Origin of the sequence: Mycobacterium sp. SMC-8, assembly GCF_025263565.1 — a bacterium.
In the GTDB taxonomy this organism is placed as follows: domain Bacteria; phylum Actinomycetota; class Actinomycetes; order Mycobacteriales; family Mycobacteriaceae; genus Mycobacterium.
In genome coordinates, this window is sequence record NZ_CP079865.1 from 5884269 (window position 1) to 5897986 (window position 13718).

The window sequence follows — 13718 nt, forward strand, 5'->3', positions numbered from 1 at the left end:
GTCGGTCATGCGTTCGCTCCCACACCAGTCGCGTCGGTCGCCGGGGCCTCGATGGTGGCCGCGGCCAGCCGCGCGAACTTGGCCTTCTCGATTTCCTTGTCGCCGAGCGTTCCCTCCAGCGCGGCGTCGATGATGCCCTCCACCTCGTCGGCGAGGAACGCCATCCCTTCCACCTTGGTCACCGACTGTACGTCGACCAGATACTTCCCACGCAGCAGCAACGCGAGCTGGCCGAGGTTCATCTCTGGGACGACCACCCTGGCGTAGCGGTTGAGCACCTCGCCCAGGTTCGCGGGGAACGGGTTGAGGTGCCGCAGCTGCGCGTGCGCGACCCTGATGCCGTTGCGGCGTGCGCGCCGGCAGGCCTCACCGATCGGGCCGTAGCTGCTGCCCCAGCCCAGCATCAGCAGCTCGGCATCGCCGGTCGGATCGTCGACCTCGAGGTCGGGCACCGCGATCCCGGCGATCTTCTCGTTGCGCAGGCGGACCATCAGGTCGTGGTTCTTGGGCTCGTACGAGATGTTGCCCGAGCCGTTGGCCGATTCCAGGCCACCGATCCGGTGCGCCAGCCCGGGAGTGCCAGGGACCGCGAACTGGCGGGCCAGCGTCTCGGGATCGCGGGCGTACGGCTGGAAGGGCTCACCTTCCTTGGCGAAGGTGTGCTCGATCTTGTCGTAGGAGGACACGTCCGGGATCCGCCACGGCTCCGAGCCGTTGGCGATCGCACCGTCGGACAGGATCATCACCGGGGTGTGGTAGTCGATCGCGATCCGCGCGGCCTCCACGGCAATGTCGAAGCAGTCCGACGGCGAACGCGGGGCCAGCACGGCCACCGGCGACTCGCCGTTGCGGCCGAACATCGCCTGCAGCAGGTCGGCCTGTTCGGTCTTGGTGGGCAGACCCGTCGAAGGCCCGCCGCGCTGGACGTCGATGACGATCAGCGGCAGCTCGGTCATCACGGCCAGGCCGATCGCCTCGGACTTCAACGAGACGCCGGGCCCCGACGTGCTCGTGACACCGAGCGCGCCCCCGTATGACGCGCCGATGGCCGCGCCGATACCGGCGATCTCATCCTCGGCCTGGAACGTCAGCACGTTGAAGTTCTTGTGCTTGGACAGCTCGTGGAGGATGTCCGAGGCCGGGGTGATCGGGTATGTGCCGAGCACGATCTGCAGGTCGGCGAGGTGCCCAGCGGAGATCAAGCCGTAGGCCAGCGCGGTGTTGCCGGAGATCTGCCGGTATTCGCCGGTCTTGAGCTTGGCCGGGGAAACCTCGTAGGTGGTGCCGAACGCCTCGGTGGTCTCGCCGTAGTTCCACCCTGCCTTGAGCGCCAGCACGTTGGCCTCGGCGACATCGGGCTTACGGGCGAACTTCTCCCGGATGAAGGCCTCGCTGTGCTCCAGTTCGCGGCCGTACATCCACGACAGCAGCCCGAGCGCGAACATGTTCTTGGCGCGCTGGCCGTCCTTCTTGGTGGCCCCGATGGATTCGACCGCGCCGAGCGTCAGGGTCGTCATCGGGACCGCCTGCACGACATAGTCCGAGAGTTCGTCGCTCTCCAGCGGGTTGGCGTCGTAGCCGACCTTGGCGAGGTTGCGCTTGGTGAACTCGTCGGAGTTCGCGATGATCAGGCCGCCCCGGGGCAGGTCCGACACGTTGGCCTTGAGCGCGGCGGGGTTCATCGCGACCAGCACATCGGGACGGTCACCGGCGGTGAGGATGTCGTAATCGGCGATCTGGATCTGGAACGACGACACGCCGGGCAGGGTGCCCTGAGGGGCGCGGATCTCGGCCGGGTAGTTCGGCTGGGTGGCCAGGTCGTTGCCGAAGAGCGCGGCCTCGGAGGTGAACCGGTCGCCGGTGAGCTGCATTCCGTCACCGGAGTCGCCGGCGAACCGGATGACGACTTTTTCCAGCTTCTGCCGAGGCGTTGCGGCCGCGTTGCCGTTCTCTCCCACTCGCCTGCCTTCCATGAGCTGCCCGGTGCTGTCAGGGCCACATCTGGCGAATACCCACCGAGTCGCAGTCGACGCAACGCGCCGCGAATGGGTGTCCACCACAATTTGGTGTCACTAGCAGTACCGATTATTGCACTTCTCTTAGGCCGTCCTATACCAGCCGACGCGGCGACGTTTCGGGGCCGCCTCACCGAACGCACAGTTCAGCGCGTCGCCCGCAGTCACGATGAGACAAAATTGTGTTGTTCGTCACGTTTACAAGACACCTCGGCGCGACGCCGTTTTCTTAGAAACGGTTACCCATCAGTAGCTGCCAGCTAGCACCTGCGACCTTGGGGTCAGTGATGGACGGGCACGTTGTAGGGCGTCACCACCTGGATCGGCACCGGCCGCACGGGCTCCGCCGGCAAAGCGCCCTGCTCCTGCAGGATCAGGCGTAGCGCGAGGCGGGCGTCGGCACGCAGATCGTTGTGCAGCACCGCCGAGATCCGGCCATCACGCAGCAGCCGCCGATTGTCGGCGTCCAGGTCGTGCGCGATGAACACCCTGCACTCCCGCTCGAGTTTCTCGAACGCCGCGACCGTCGCCACGTTGCCGCCACCGACCGAGTAGACCGCCCGCACGCCGGGGTTGGCCTTGAGCGCCTCGAGCACCAGACGCTCATTGGTGGCGTCGATGCCGTCGCTGTCACTGACCTCGACGATCGCGCGTCCCGACGGGCGCAGCGCCGAACGGAACCCGACCTCCCGCTCGCCTTCCCCGCGGAACACCGTGCGACTCAGGGTGATCAGCACATCGGACGGTGCGTCCCCGAGCCACTGCTGCATCAGGTAGGCCGCCGTGACGCCGGCGCCGTGGTTGTCGATGCCCACATAGCCGCACCGCGCACTCGACGGCACATCGGTCGTGTAGGTCACCACCGGGACCCCGGACTCGACGAGCCGGTCGACGGCCTCGGCCACCGCGGAATCGTCGGGCGCCTTGAGCACCACCCCGTGGCTGCCCCGGATCCTGTCCAGCGCCTCCACCGTCTGCGCAGGGGAACCGGACTCCCACAGATGAAACCGGGCCCGCATCATCGCCGGTGCGAACGCGGGCAGTTCGGCCTCCACGGCCGCACGAAATGCGTCGGAGAACCGCTGCGGGGTCTGCATGACCACATCGACCAGATAACGCCGGCCGTTGAGCCGCAGCTGGGCCCGCTGCTTGTCCAGGTCGGCGATCGCCTGCCTCACCTCGGCCACGGTGTTCTCGCGGACCCCCGGCCGGTTGTGCAGCACGCGGTCCACGGTCGCCTCGCTGAGCCCGGCCTGCTGCGCGATCTCGCGCACCTTGTACCTGTGCGGCACGTGGCTCTCCTCTCCCGCGCAGTGGCCGCCGGCCGGCCGCGACCGCTGAGGTGTTTTTGATGGATTCATGCCGTTGATTGCGGTGCTGATCACAGCAAGACTAGGCGGCGTGGCAGCACCGCTCAACACCGCGCCCAGCCCGTGGCTGGATGACTCTGACCTCGACCTCGACGAATTTCGCCGCCAGGTCGAGCGCGACACCGACCTCAGCGTTTACCCGCACGCCCGCGAGGTACGCGACAACGTGCTCGTCTACTCCGCGCCGGCGATGGCCCGCACGACCGACCGACGCGCGTTGCAGGCCGAGCTGATCCGGGCGCTGGCCGACGGCCCCGGCGTCGTGGTGTTCACCGAGGCCTTCGACACCGACGTCGTGGACCGCACCAACGACGCGTTCTTCGCGCTCATCGAGGCCCAGCGCGCGGCTGGCCTCGCCGCTGGGGACCACTTCGGTGCGCCCGGCGCGAACGACCGCATCTGGAACGCCGCGCAGAAGCTGGCGCTGCACGACCCGCAGGTGTTCGCCGACTACTACGCCAACGACGCCCTCGCGGTCGTCTGCCAGGCCTGGCTGGGGCCGCGCTACCAGGTCACCTCACAGGTCAACGTCGTCAATCCGGGCGGCAAAGCCCAGGTGCCGCACCGGGATTACCACCTCGGCTTCGTTCCCGAGCAGCACCTGTCCGCCTATCCGGCGCACATCCACCGCACGTCCCCGACGCTGACGCTGCAGGGCGCCGTCGCGCACTGCGACATGCCCGTCGAGAGCGGGCCGACCATGCTGCTGCCCCATTCGCAGCGCTTCACCGGCGGCTACCTCGCGTTCAACCGGCCCGCGTTCATCGACTACTTCGCCGCGCATCACGTCCAGCTGCCGCTGCGCACCGGCGACGCGGTGTTCTTCAATCCGGCGCTGTATCACGGTGCGGGCACCAACGTCTCGGCCGACATCCGCCGCATCGCGAACCTGATGCAGATCAGCTCACCGTTCGGCCGGGCCATGGAGGCGCTGGACCGCACCGCGATGGTGCGCGCCGTCTATCCCGCCCTGTTGGCCATGCAAGCCGCCGGCCGGCCGCACCGCGACGTGGAGAACGCCGTGGTGGCCACCGCCGAGGGCTATGCGTTCCCGACCAACCTGGACAGCGACCAACCCATCGGCAGCCTGGCCCCACTGAGCCAGGTCGACACCGTGCTCGACGCACTGGCCGCAAACCTCACCGCGGACGAACTCGACATCGCGCTTCGCGATCACAACGAACGGAGAAACCCATGACCACCCTCGGACTCATCGGCCTCGGCCGGATCGGGGCGTTCCACGCCGAGACGCTGATCAATCTGCCGGAGGTGTCCGGCCTCGTCATCACCGACGAACGGCCCGACGTCGTCAGCGAGGTGGCCGCCAAATACGGTGCCACGCCGGTGGAATCGGTCGAGAAGCTGTTGTCCTCGGGCATCGATGGCGTGGTCGTCGCGGCGGCCACTCCCGCGCACGCGGAGTTGACTCTGGCCGCCGTCGAGCGCGGGCTGCCGACGTTCTGCGAGAAGCCGATCGCGTCCACCGCCGCCGAGAGCGCCCGCGTCGCCGAGGCGATCACCCGTTCGGGAGTGGCCGTCCAGGTGGGCTATCAGCGCCGATTCGATGCCGCCTTCGCGGCGGTGAAGCAGGCCGTCGACAACGGCACGCTGGGCGCGCTGCACACTGTTCGCAGCACCACGATGGATCCCGCTCCCCCGCCGATGGACTACATCAAGGGTTCCGGCGGCATCTTCCGCGACTGCGCCGTGCACGATTTCGACGTGATCCGCTGGGTCACCGGGCAGAACGTCGTGGAGGTGTACGCCACCGGCAGCGTGCAGGGCGACCCGCTGTTCGCCGAGTACGGCGACGTCGACACCGCCGCCGTGGTGGTGCGGTTCGACGGCGGCGCGTTGGGTGTGGTGTCCGCGGCCCGGTACAACGGCCGCGGCTACGACTGCCGCCTTGAGGTGCATGGCTTCGACGACACCGTCGTCGCGGGCTGGGACCAGGGTGTCCCGGTGCACAACGCCGACCCGTCCTCTGACTTCCCTACCGGTCAGCCGCACCATTTCTTCATGGACCGGTTCACCGAGGCGTTCCGCGCCGAGCTCGGCGCTTTTGTGAAAGTTGTCGAAGGCGGCCCCATTCAGGGCGCCACAGTCAGCGACGCGGTGGAGGTCGCATGGATCGCCGAAGCTGCCACAGAGTCACTGCGCCGAGGTGTTCCGGTGCGCATCGAGGAGGTCAAGGAATGAAGATCGCGGGTGCACCGATTTCGTGGGGTGTGTGCGAGGTTCCCGGCTGGGGCTATCAGCTCAGCTCCGATCGGGTGCTGACCGAGATGCGCCAGGCAGGTTTGACGGCAACGGAACTGGGGCCGGAGGGTTTCCTGCCCACTGACACCGCCGAACTGGTGCAACTGCTCGACGGTTACGGGCTCGCGTGCGTGGGCGGATTCGTGCCGGTGGTGTTGTACAAGGACGACCACGACCCGGTCGAGGACCTGGCCGGACCGCTGGAGTCGCTGGTCGCCGCGGGCGCGGGAGTTGTCGTACTCGCCGCCGCCACCGGCCTGGACGGCTACGACGAACGCCCCGTCCTCGACGAGACACAGTGGGCGACTCTGCTGTCCAACCTGGATCGGCTGGCCGACGTCGTCGCCGCGCGCGGTTTGACCGCCGTGCTGCATCCGCACGTCGGCACCATGGTGGAGTCGCGCGCGGAGGTCGACCGCGTGCTCGCCGGGTCGCGGATTCCGCTGTGTCTGGACACCGGTCACCTGCTGATCGGGGGCACCGACCCGCTGGCGCTGACCAAAGAGGTGCCTGAACGGATCAGGCACGCCCACCTCAAGGACGTCGACGCCGGCCTGGCGGCCAAGGTGCAGTCCGGTGAGATGACCTACACCCAGGCCGTGGCCGCGGGCATGTACGTCCCGCTGGGCGCCGGCGACGTGGACATCGCCGGCATTGTGAAGACGTTGGAGGACCACGGCTTCGACGGCTGGTACGTGATGGAGCAGGACAACATCCTCGACCGCGAGCCGGACAAGGCCGGACCACTGGCCGACGTGCTGGCAAGTGTCGAGTACCTGCAGGGCGCGGCTGCCGGCATCTCGTCGTGACGCTGCGGATCGGTATCCTCGGCGCGTCGCGGATCGCCGAATCGGCGATTGTCGAACCCGCCCAGGAGCTGGGGCACCGTCTGGTTGCGGTGGCCGCCCGGGATCCGTTGCGGGCCAAGTCTTTCGCAGACAAGTACGGCGTCGAGCGGGTAGTACCCTCCTACCAGGATGTGGTGACCGACCCGGAGGTCGACGTCATCTACAACCCGCTGGCCAACGCGTTGCACGCGCCCTGGAACCTGGCCGCGGTCACGGCCGGCAAACCGGTGCTGACGGAGAAACCGTTCGCCCGGAACCGGGAGGAAGCGGCCCGGGTCGCCGCCGCGGCCGAGGCCGCGGGGGTCACGGTGATGGAGGGCTTCCACTACCTGTTCCACCCCGTCACGCAGCGGGCATTGGCCTTGGCCGGGGACGGCACCCTCGGCGAACTGAGCCGCATCGAGGTGCGGATGGGCATGCCGACCCCGGCGTCCGGCGACCCGCGCTGGTCGCTGGAGCTCGCCGGTGGCGCACTCATGGACCTGGGTTGCTACGGGCTGCACATCCTGCGCAGATTCGGCACGCCGTCGGTGGTTTCGGCGACGGCGGTGCAACGCAGCCCCGGCGTCGACGAGCGGTTCGACGCGGAACTGGTGTTCCCGTCCGGGGTGACCGGATTGACGGCCAATTCGATGGTCGACGAAGAGTATTCGTTCACGCTGCGGCTGATCGGCACGCGCGCAGAGGCATTCGTGCACGACTTCATCAAGCCGCACGGCGACGACAGGCTGACGCTGTGCACCGAGGACGGCACCACCGTCGAACGGCACGGCATCCGCACGTCGTACACATATCAGCTTGAGGCGTTCGCCGATCACGTCCGCCACGGCGCCCCGCTACCGCTCGACACGGCCGACGCGGTGGCCAACATGGCGCTCATCGACGAGGCGTACCGCGTCGCGGGCATGAACCCGCGCTGACCTGCAGCCCGCCGGCGGATCACTCCTGCTGGGAAGCCCCTGCACCGCGCCGCTCGTGCCAGCGCAGGCGCAACAGCATCAGACCGCGGTGCGCCCGCCAACCCGCTGACAGCGGGTCACGCCAAACCGGGGCATGCGCCCGGGGTTCGCCATTGGTCATGACGCCATTGTGCCGTCCGGATCCGTATCGGGCTCGTCGACAGCGGTACCGACATCATGTCGAAACCATGAACCCTCGGTGTCCTGGCAGGCTGCGCCACCCGCTGGACCTGCTCGCCGACTGCCGGCTCGCTCCGCAGATCGGCCGGCGCCGAGTCGCTGCTCCCTGGCAGGGTCGCCGGCAGGCCGTCCTGGACGTGCGCTGACGCACGACCGGAGGCCCCGCAGACGAATCCGTCCACGGGGCCTGCGATCCGGCGCTGACTCAGTTTTTGGAGGCGCGCAGCTCGTGGGACAGCGCTTCGAGCTCGTCGCCGCCGGCCATCTCCTGGGTGAGGTGCTCCAGGGTGATGTCGTCGTAGGTGCAGTCGAGTTTCTGCCTGCCGCGGTTGAGCAGGACGAAGTGGTCACCCACCATGTGCGCGTGGTGCGGGTTGTGCGTGATGAACACCACGCCGAACCCGGCCTCCTTGGCAGCGGTGATGTATTTCAACACCACCCCGGACTGCTTGACGCCCAACGCGGCGGTGGGCTCGTCGAGGATCAGCACCCGTGCCCCGAAGAACACCGCCCGCGCGATTGCCACACACTGCTTCTGACCACCCGACAGGGAGCCTATCGGGACGTCGACATCCGGTAGGTCGATGCCCATCTTCGACAGCTCGGACAACGTCGTGGCGCGCATCGCGTTGGCGTCCAACGAAAACGGGAACGACTTCTTGCGCAGCTCCTGGCCGAGGAAGAAGTTGCGCCACACCGGCATCAGCGGCACGACGGCCAGGTTCTGGTAGACGGTCGCGATGCCCTTGCCCAACGCCTCGGCCGGTGAGGCGAACTTGGTGGGTGCGCCGTCGACGAGAAGCTCGCCTTCAGTCTGCTGATGCAGTCCGGCGATGATCTTGATCAGCGTGGACTTCCCGGCCCCGTTGTCGCCGAGGATGCCGGTGACCTCACCGGCGTGCACCCGCAGGCAGATGTCCTTGAGCGCGGTGATGTTGCCGTAGGACTTGCCGACGTTCTTCAGCTCGACCAGAGGCGCCTTGCCACCGGATTGCGCGTCGCTGCTTGGCTTTTCGACAGAGATAGTCATCGAATCACTTCTTTGCTGCGTAGTTGCGGAAGGCGTTGTTGGCGATCACCGCGAACAGCAGCATCGCGCCCAGGAAAAACTTGAACCAGTCGGGGTCCCAGCCCGCGTACACGATGCCCTGGTTGGTCATGCCGAAGATGAACGCACCGATGGCCGCACCGATCGCGGTGCCGTACCCACCGGTCAGCAGGCATCCGCCGATGACCGCGGCGATGATGTAGAAGAACTCGTTGCCGATGCCCTGGCCCGACTGCACCGTGTTGAACGCGAACAGTAGGTGCATGCCGACGAACCAGGCGCAGAACCCGACGAACATGAACAGCCCGATCTTGACCTTGGTGACCGGAACACCCACGGCGCGGGCACTGTCCTTGTCACCGCCGACCGCGAAGATCCAGTTGCCGATCTTGGTCTTGAACAGCACCCATGTCGCGATCGCGGTGAACACCAGCCACCACACCACGGTGATCCGGATGCTGACCCCGAACAGCGTGAACGACGACGCGAACACCTTCTGCGCCGAGTCCCAACCCTGCATGTCGCTGACGCTCTGAGTGGCGACCTGCCCGGCCACCAGCTTGGTGACCGCGAGGTTGATGCCGGCGAGCATGAAGAAGGTGCTCAAGGTGATCAGGAAGCTCGGAATCTTGGTCTTCATCACCAGGAAGCCGTTGAAGAAGCCGACGGCCAGCGCCAGGATCAGCGAAAGCAGCGCGCCCACCCACAGATTCAGGTGCAGGTTGTAGGCGAGCATCGACGCGGCCAGCGAGCTGAAGGTGACGGCCACGCCGGCCGACAGGTCGAACTCACCGCCGATCATGAGCACCGCGACACCGCAAGCCATGATGCCGATCGTGGAGCTGGCGTACAGAACCGTGGCCAGCGACGACGCCTCCCGGAACGGTTCCGCGACGATCAGGAAGAAGACGAAGATCCCGATGGCACCGATGCCCGCGCCCATCTCGGGCCGGATCAGGATGCGTTGCAGCCGGTTTCGTTCCTTGACGCGTTCGTCGCGCACCACCTTGTGGCCGGCGACGTCGAGAGTCTGCTGGGTGGACATTATCGGGTGCCGCCCTTCGCATACTCAGCCACCGCATCGATGTTCGACTTGTCGATGAAGGCGGGCCCGGTCAGGGTCGGCTGGCCGCCGCCGATGACATTGCCGTTGGTCAGGTACAGCCACAGCGAGTCGACGGCGAGGTAGCCCTGCAGGTAGGGCTGCTGGTCGACGGCCCACTGCACGTCACCGGCCTGGATCGCCTCGACCAGGGCGGCGTTCGTGTCGAAGGTGCCGATCTTGGCGGTGCTGCCCGCGTTCTGGGCCGACTGCACCGCGGTCAGGGCGAACGGAGCGCCGAGGGTGACGATGTAGTCGATGCTCGGATCCTGCTGCAACTTGGCGGTGATGGTCGACTCCACCGACGGCATGTCCTTGCCGTTGACGTTGAGGGTCTCGGTGGCCGGGAACGTCTCCTTGACACCGGCGCAGCGCGCCTCGAGGTCGACGTGTCCCTGCTCCTGGATCACGCAAATGGCCTTGGTGGCGTTCTCGCTGCGGAGCCGGTCACCGACTCCCTGACCGGCGATGCGGCCGTCCTGGCCGAAGTACTCCTTGACGCCCATGCCCTTCCAGGCGTCCATCCCCGCGTTGAACGCCACGACCGGAATCCCTTTCGCCTCAGCGGCTCTGACTGCCGCCTGCATGGCGTCCGGCTTGGCCAGCGTGACCGCGATGCCGTCGACGTTGCTGTCGATCGCCGACTGCACGAGGTTGGCCTGATTGGGCGCCTCGGGATCGTTGGAGTAGCGCAGCTCGATGTTGTCTTTCTTCGCCGCCGTCTCAGCGCCCTTGCGCACCAGATCCCAGAAAGAGTCACCCGGCACCTCATGGGTGATCATTGCGATGGTCATGCGCGGCGTGTCGACCGTGCCGCCGCCGCCACCCTCGCCGGACCCCTCGGGCGCTCCGCCGGTGGAGGAACACGACACGATTCCGAATGCCAGGACCCCCGCGCCCGCCAGCGCCGCGAGCCGCTTGAACGTCACAGGTTTGTTGCTCTTCGCGCGAGCGCCCATCACAGTTTCTCCTTGTCCTCGGGACTGCCGCGACGCCCGCCGGACCAGTACAGGCCTGTGCCGGGCGACACGCCTCACAGGTGATGTAATACGGCTCACTCCGGAAAGTCAAGACTTTGTCCTGACATTAGGACTGCATGTCATTTAGCCGTCCCAATCAATGCAGGTCAGGAGGTTGGCGCAGCGGTCGATGCTCGCACCACCAGCGTCGGCTCCCGCACGAGGTCGGCCACCGCGCCGTCATCGACCTGACCGTCGAGCCGGGCCACCAAGCGCTGCATCGCCGCCGTCGCCAGACCTCCGCTGTCTTGGCGGATCGTGGTGAGCTGGATGTGCGCCAGCCGGGCGAGGGGGCTGTCGTCGAAGCCGAGAATGGCAATGTCCTGCGGCACAGCGACACCCGATCGGATCAGCACATCCATCACACCGACTGCGCACCGGTCGTTGAACGCGAAGACCGCCTCGGGCAGCTTTCCCGACGCCAGCATCGCCCACGCCGCAGCCGCGCCGTCTTGTTCGGTGAGCCCGCCGGTGGCGATGAGCTCGGACACTCCGGCAGCCCTGGCTGCGCGCCGGTAGCCGCGCCGCCGTTCGGCGGCGCCGGGCGCGGTCCCGCCGTCCAGATAGAGGATTCGGCGATGTCCCAGCCCAAGCAGGTGCGCCGTCCCGGCCTCCGCACCTGCCACATCATCGCTGCGCACCGCGTCGACGCTTCGCACCCGTCGCGCCATCACCACCACCGGCAGTTGCGCCGCCAACTCATCGAGCGCGCGGGTCGGCAACTGTGGCCCGACGAGCAGCAGGCCCTCACAACGGTCGTCGACAAGGGTGCGCAGCGCTCGCCGTTCGTCGCGATGCGGCGTCACAGCACTGAGCACGACGTCGTAGCCGAGGGCTTCGGCGGCGACATACACGCCGTCGACGAGATCGGCATGGAACTCCTGATGAGCCGAGAAGCTCACGCCGACAAGCCGGGTCCGGTGCTGACGCAGACGCCGGGCCTGCGGATCCGGGCGGTAGCCGATCTCGTCGGCCGCGCGCTTCACCCGCTTGCGCGTGAGTTCGCTGGCGCCGGCGGCGTCGCGCATCACGATCGACACCAGCGCCCGTGACACCCCGGCCCGCTCGGCCACGTCGGCGAGCGTCGGTCTCCGTTGCATGCGCTCAGCCTAGAACGTTCCAGCTTCCCCGTTGACGAAATCCGGACCCACCGCCTAGCGTGGCCTAGAACGTTCTAGTCCACGCGCGTAGCCAATGGCTCGCATGCGGTGCTCGCGCCTCGCTCGGTCGCCGACCGCGCCATCGGACATCGGCCGCCGCGGCGGCGACATCGAAAGGAACTGCTGCAGTGAGCTTTCAGTTGGCGGTGTGCGCCGAGATGGTCTTCCGCGATATGCCGATCCTGGACAGGGTGAAACGCATCGACGACCTGGGTTTCGCGGTCGAGATCTGGAGCTGGCACGACAAAGATCTGGACGCGCTGGCGGCGACCGGCGCGGCGTTCACATCGATGACGGGTTACCTGCACGGCGACCTGATCGATCCGGACAGCTGTGACGAGGTGGTGCGGACCGCGGAGTTGAGTATCAAAGCCGCTGAGACGCTGGGGGTCTCGCGGCTGAACCTGCACACCGCCGAGCTCGTCGACGGGCAGGCGGCTCGTCCCCGGCAGCGCAGCACCGGGCAGATGTGGCTCACGGCGGTCCGCACCCTGGAGCGGTTGGGCGAACTCGGCGCCGCCGCCGGCGTCACGTTCTGCGTCGAGAACCTGAACACGATCGTCGACCACCCCGGTGTGCCGCTGGCCCGCGCCAAGGACACGCTCGCGCTGGTCGAAGGCGTGAACCACCCGAACGTGAAGATGATGCTCGATCTGTATCACGCGCAGATCGGCGAGGGGAACCTGATCGAGCTGCTCCGCCGCTGCGGTGGCGCGATCGGCGAGATCCAGATCGCCGATGTGCCCGGCCGCTGCGAGCCCGGAACCGGCGAGATCAACTACGCCGCTGTCGCGGCGGCGCTGCGGACGCTCGGCTACACCGGCACCGTCGGCATGGAGGCCTGGGCGTCGGGCACCGGACTCGCGGGCAGCGAGGCCGCGCTGGAAGCCTTCCGCGCCGCCTTCACCTGACCTCCCCCGCCGAAATCGCATTCCACGCGGAACTTTCCGCGTTTTCGCCGCGTGGAATGCGATTTCGGCGCAGAAGAGGTCGCCGGGATGGGTCAGCGGTCGACGAGCGTGGTGTCGAAGTAGTAACGCGATGCGCGGTAGCAGTGGTTGCCGAACTCCACGGCGGCACCGGAGTCGTCGAAGGCGGTACGCGTCATGGTCAGTAGCGGCGCGTTGGACTTCTCATCGAGCAGGTGAGCCTCCGCGCGGGTCGCGCTGCGGGCGCCGATCCGCTGGCGGGCCAGCCGGATGTGCACACCGCGGGTCCGCAGCGACTGGTACAGACCGTTGCTCTCCAACTCGTCGGCGTCGGGCGCGATGTCGGCGGGCAGATGGTTCACCATCAGGGCCAGCGGCTCGCCGTTCGCGCACCGCAACCGGTGGATCGACGCGACCTCCCGGCCTTCGGCCAGATTCAGCTCGCGGGCGGTCTCCTCGTCGGGCGGGCCGACCTCGTACTTGAGCAATCGCGTGGTCGGCTCCTGGCCGGCGCGGGCGAGGTCGTCGAACAGACTGGTCAGTTCCACCCGGCGGTGCACCGGGTTCTGCACCACCTGGGTGCCGACTCCGCGCTTGCGGACCAGCAGCCCCTTGTCGACGAGCTCTTGGATCGCCCGGCGGGTGGTCGGGCGGGACAGCGTCAGACGCTTCGCCAACGCGAGTTCGTTTTCGAACCGGTCCCCGGGCGCGAGTTCGCCATTTCTGATCGCAGCCTCGATCGCCTGGGCCAGCTGGTAGTACAGCGGAACCGGGCTTGACCTGTCGAGCTCCACAGTCAGGGGCACGTCCGCTCCGATCTCGTATAGGG

13 protein-coding genes are annotated in these 13718 nt (G+C 67.5%); 5 read left to right on the plus strand and 8 right to left on the minus strand.

What is annotated here, in order from left to right:
• Positions 1-5: 5 nt before the first annotated feature.
• A complete protein-coding gene (locus KXD97_RS28250; RefSeq protein WP_260754254.1) occupies positions 6-1973 on the minus strand; it encodes a 2-oxoacid:acceptor oxidoreductase subunit alpha in 1968 nt (655 codons plus the stop codon).
• A 323-nt stretch (positions 1974-2296) separates the two neighbouring features.
• Positions 2297-3307 carry a LacI family DNA-binding transcriptional regulator gene (locus KXD97_RS28255; RefSeq protein ID WP_260754257.1) on the minus strand — a complete coding sequence of 337 codons (1011 nt, stop codon included), beginning with the start codon at positions 3305-3307 and terminating at the stop codon, positions 2297-2299.
• Between the two features lie 67 nt (positions 3308-3374).
• Here KXD97_RS28255 and KXD97_RS28260 point away from each other — a divergent pair, with 67 nt between their 5' ends.
• From KXD97_RS28260 to KXD97_RS28275, 4 genes are read left to right on the plus strand one after another with little or no spacing between them, the layout of a single operon-like run.
• Positions 3375-4583 (plus strand): phytanoyl-CoA dioxygenase family protein, encoded by a 1209-nt coding sequence (locus KXD97_RS28260; protein ID WP_260754259.1) that lies wholly within the window; start codon positions 3375-3377, stop codon positions 4581-4583.
• Positions 4580-5584, plus strand: a complete 1005-nt coding sequence (locus KXD97_RS28265; protein WP_260754260.1) for a Gfo/Idh/MocA family oxidoreductase — start codon at positions 4580-4582, stop codon at positions 5582-5584. Before KXD97_RS28260 ends, KXD97_RS28265 begins: the two co-directional genes overlap by 4 nt.
• Positions 5581-6453: a sugar phosphate isomerase/epimerase gene (locus KXD97_RS28270; RefSeq protein ID WP_260754262.1), complete on the plus strand. Its 873-nt coding sequence runs from the start codon at positions 5581-5583 to the stop codon at positions 6451-6453. Before KXD97_RS28265 ends, KXD97_RS28270 begins: the two co-directional genes overlap by 4 nt.
• The gene (locus KXD97_RS28275; RefSeq protein ID WP_260754265.1) at positions 6450-7412 is read left to right on the plus strand and encodes a Gfo/Idh/MocA family protein; all 963 of its coding nucleotides are present in this window, start codon (positions 6450-6452) and stop codon (positions 7410-7412) included. The genes KXD97_RS28270 and KXD97_RS28275 overlap by 4 nt, the downstream gene beginning before the upstream one ends.
• 19 nt (positions 7413-7431) lie before the next feature.
• On the opposite strand, the gene KXD97_RS28280 is transcribed toward KXD97_RS28275, so the two are convergent.
• From KXD97_RS28280 to KXD97_RS28300, 5 genes are all read right to left on the minus strand, one after another.
• Complete coding sequence (locus KXD97_RS28280) at positions 7432-7572, minus strand: hypothetical protein (protein WP_260754266.1); 141 nt, start codon at positions 7570-7572, stop codon at positions 7432-7434.
• A gap of 264 nt (positions 7573-7836) precedes the next feature.
• A complete protein-coding gene (locus KXD97_RS28285; RefSeq protein ID WP_260754268.1) occupies positions 7837-8661 on the minus strand; it encodes an ATP-binding cassette domain-containing protein in 825 nt (274 codons plus the stop codon).
• A gap of 4 nt (positions 8662-8665) precedes the next feature.
• Complete coding sequence (locus tag KXD97_RS28290) at positions 8666-9724, minus strand: ABC transporter permease (RefSeq protein WP_260754270.1); 1059 nt, start codon at positions 9722-9724, stop codon at positions 8666-8668.
• Positions 9724-10740, minus strand: a complete 1017-nt coding sequence (locus tag KXD97_RS28295; protein ID WP_396884585.1) for a substrate-binding domain-containing protein — start codon at positions 10738-10740, stop codon at positions 9724-9726. Before KXD97_RS28295 ends, KXD97_RS28290 begins: the two co-directional genes overlap by 1 nt.
• 167 nt (positions 10741-10907) lie before the next feature.
• Complete coding sequence (locus KXD97_RS28300; protein ID WP_260754272.1) at positions 10908-11900, minus strand: LacI family DNA-binding transcriptional regulator; 993 nt, start codon at positions 11898-11900, stop codon at positions 10908-10910.
• A gap of 188 nt (positions 11901-12088) precedes the next feature.
• On the opposite strand from KXD97_RS28300, the gene KXD97_RS28305 reads away from it, so the two are divergent.
• Positions 12089-12871, plus strand: a complete 783-nt coding sequence (locus tag KXD97_RS28305) for a TIM barrel protein (protein WP_260754273.1) — start codon at positions 12089-12091, stop codon at positions 12869-12871.
• A 92-nt stretch (positions 12872-12963) separates the two neighbouring features.
• Here KXD97_RS28305 and KXD97_RS28310 read toward each other — a convergent pair whose 3' ends face one another.
• Positions 12964-13695 (minus strand): GntR family transcriptional regulator, encoded by a 732-nt coding sequence (locus KXD97_RS28310; protein ID WP_260754274.1) that lies wholly within the window; start codon positions 13693-13695, stop codon positions 12964-12966.
• Between the last annotated feature and the right edge of the window lie 23 nt (positions 13696-13718).

What these genes read in the sequence shown, in the direction of transcription:
- KXD97_RS28250 (WP_260754254.1), bottom strand. Translation starts at nt 1,973, where the DNA reads ATGGAAGGCAGGCGAGTGGGAGAGAACGGCAACGCGGCCGCAACGCCT.
- KXD97_RS28260 (WP_260754259.1), top strand. Translation starts at nt 3,375, where the DNA reads ATGCCGTTGATTGCGGTGCTGATCACAGCAAGACTAGGCGGCGTGGCA.
- KXD97_RS28265 (WP_260754260.1), top strand. Translation starts at nt 4,580, where the DNA reads ATGACCACCCTCGGACTCATCGGCCTCGGCCGGATCGGGGCGTTCCAC.
- KXD97_RS28270 (WP_260754262.1), top strand. Translation starts at nt 5,581, where the DNA reads ATGAAGATCGCGGGTGCACCGATTTCGTGGGGTGTGTGCGAGGTTCCC.
- KXD97_RS28280 (WP_260754266.1), bottom strand. Translation starts at nt 7,572, where the DNA reads ATGACCAATGGCGAACCCCGGGCGCATGCCCCGGTTTGGCGTGACCCG.
- KXD97_RS28285 (WP_260754268.1), bottom strand. Translation starts at nt 8,661, where the DNA reads ATGACTATCTCTGTCGAAAAGCCAAGCAGCGACGCGCAATCCGGTGGC.
- KXD97_RS28290 (WP_260754270.1), bottom strand. Translation starts at nt 9,724, where the DNA reads ATGTCCACCCAGCAGACTCTCGACGTCGCCGGCCACAAGGTGGTGCGC.
- KXD97_RS28295 (WP_396884585.1), bottom strand. Translation starts at nt 10,740, where the DNA reads ATGGGCGCTCGCGCGAAGAGCAACAAACCTGTGACGTTCAAGCGGCTC.
- KXD97_RS28300 (WP_260754272.1), bottom strand. Translation starts at nt 11,900, where the DNA reads ATGCAACGGAGACCGACGCTCGCCGACGTGGCCGAGCGGGCCGGGGTG.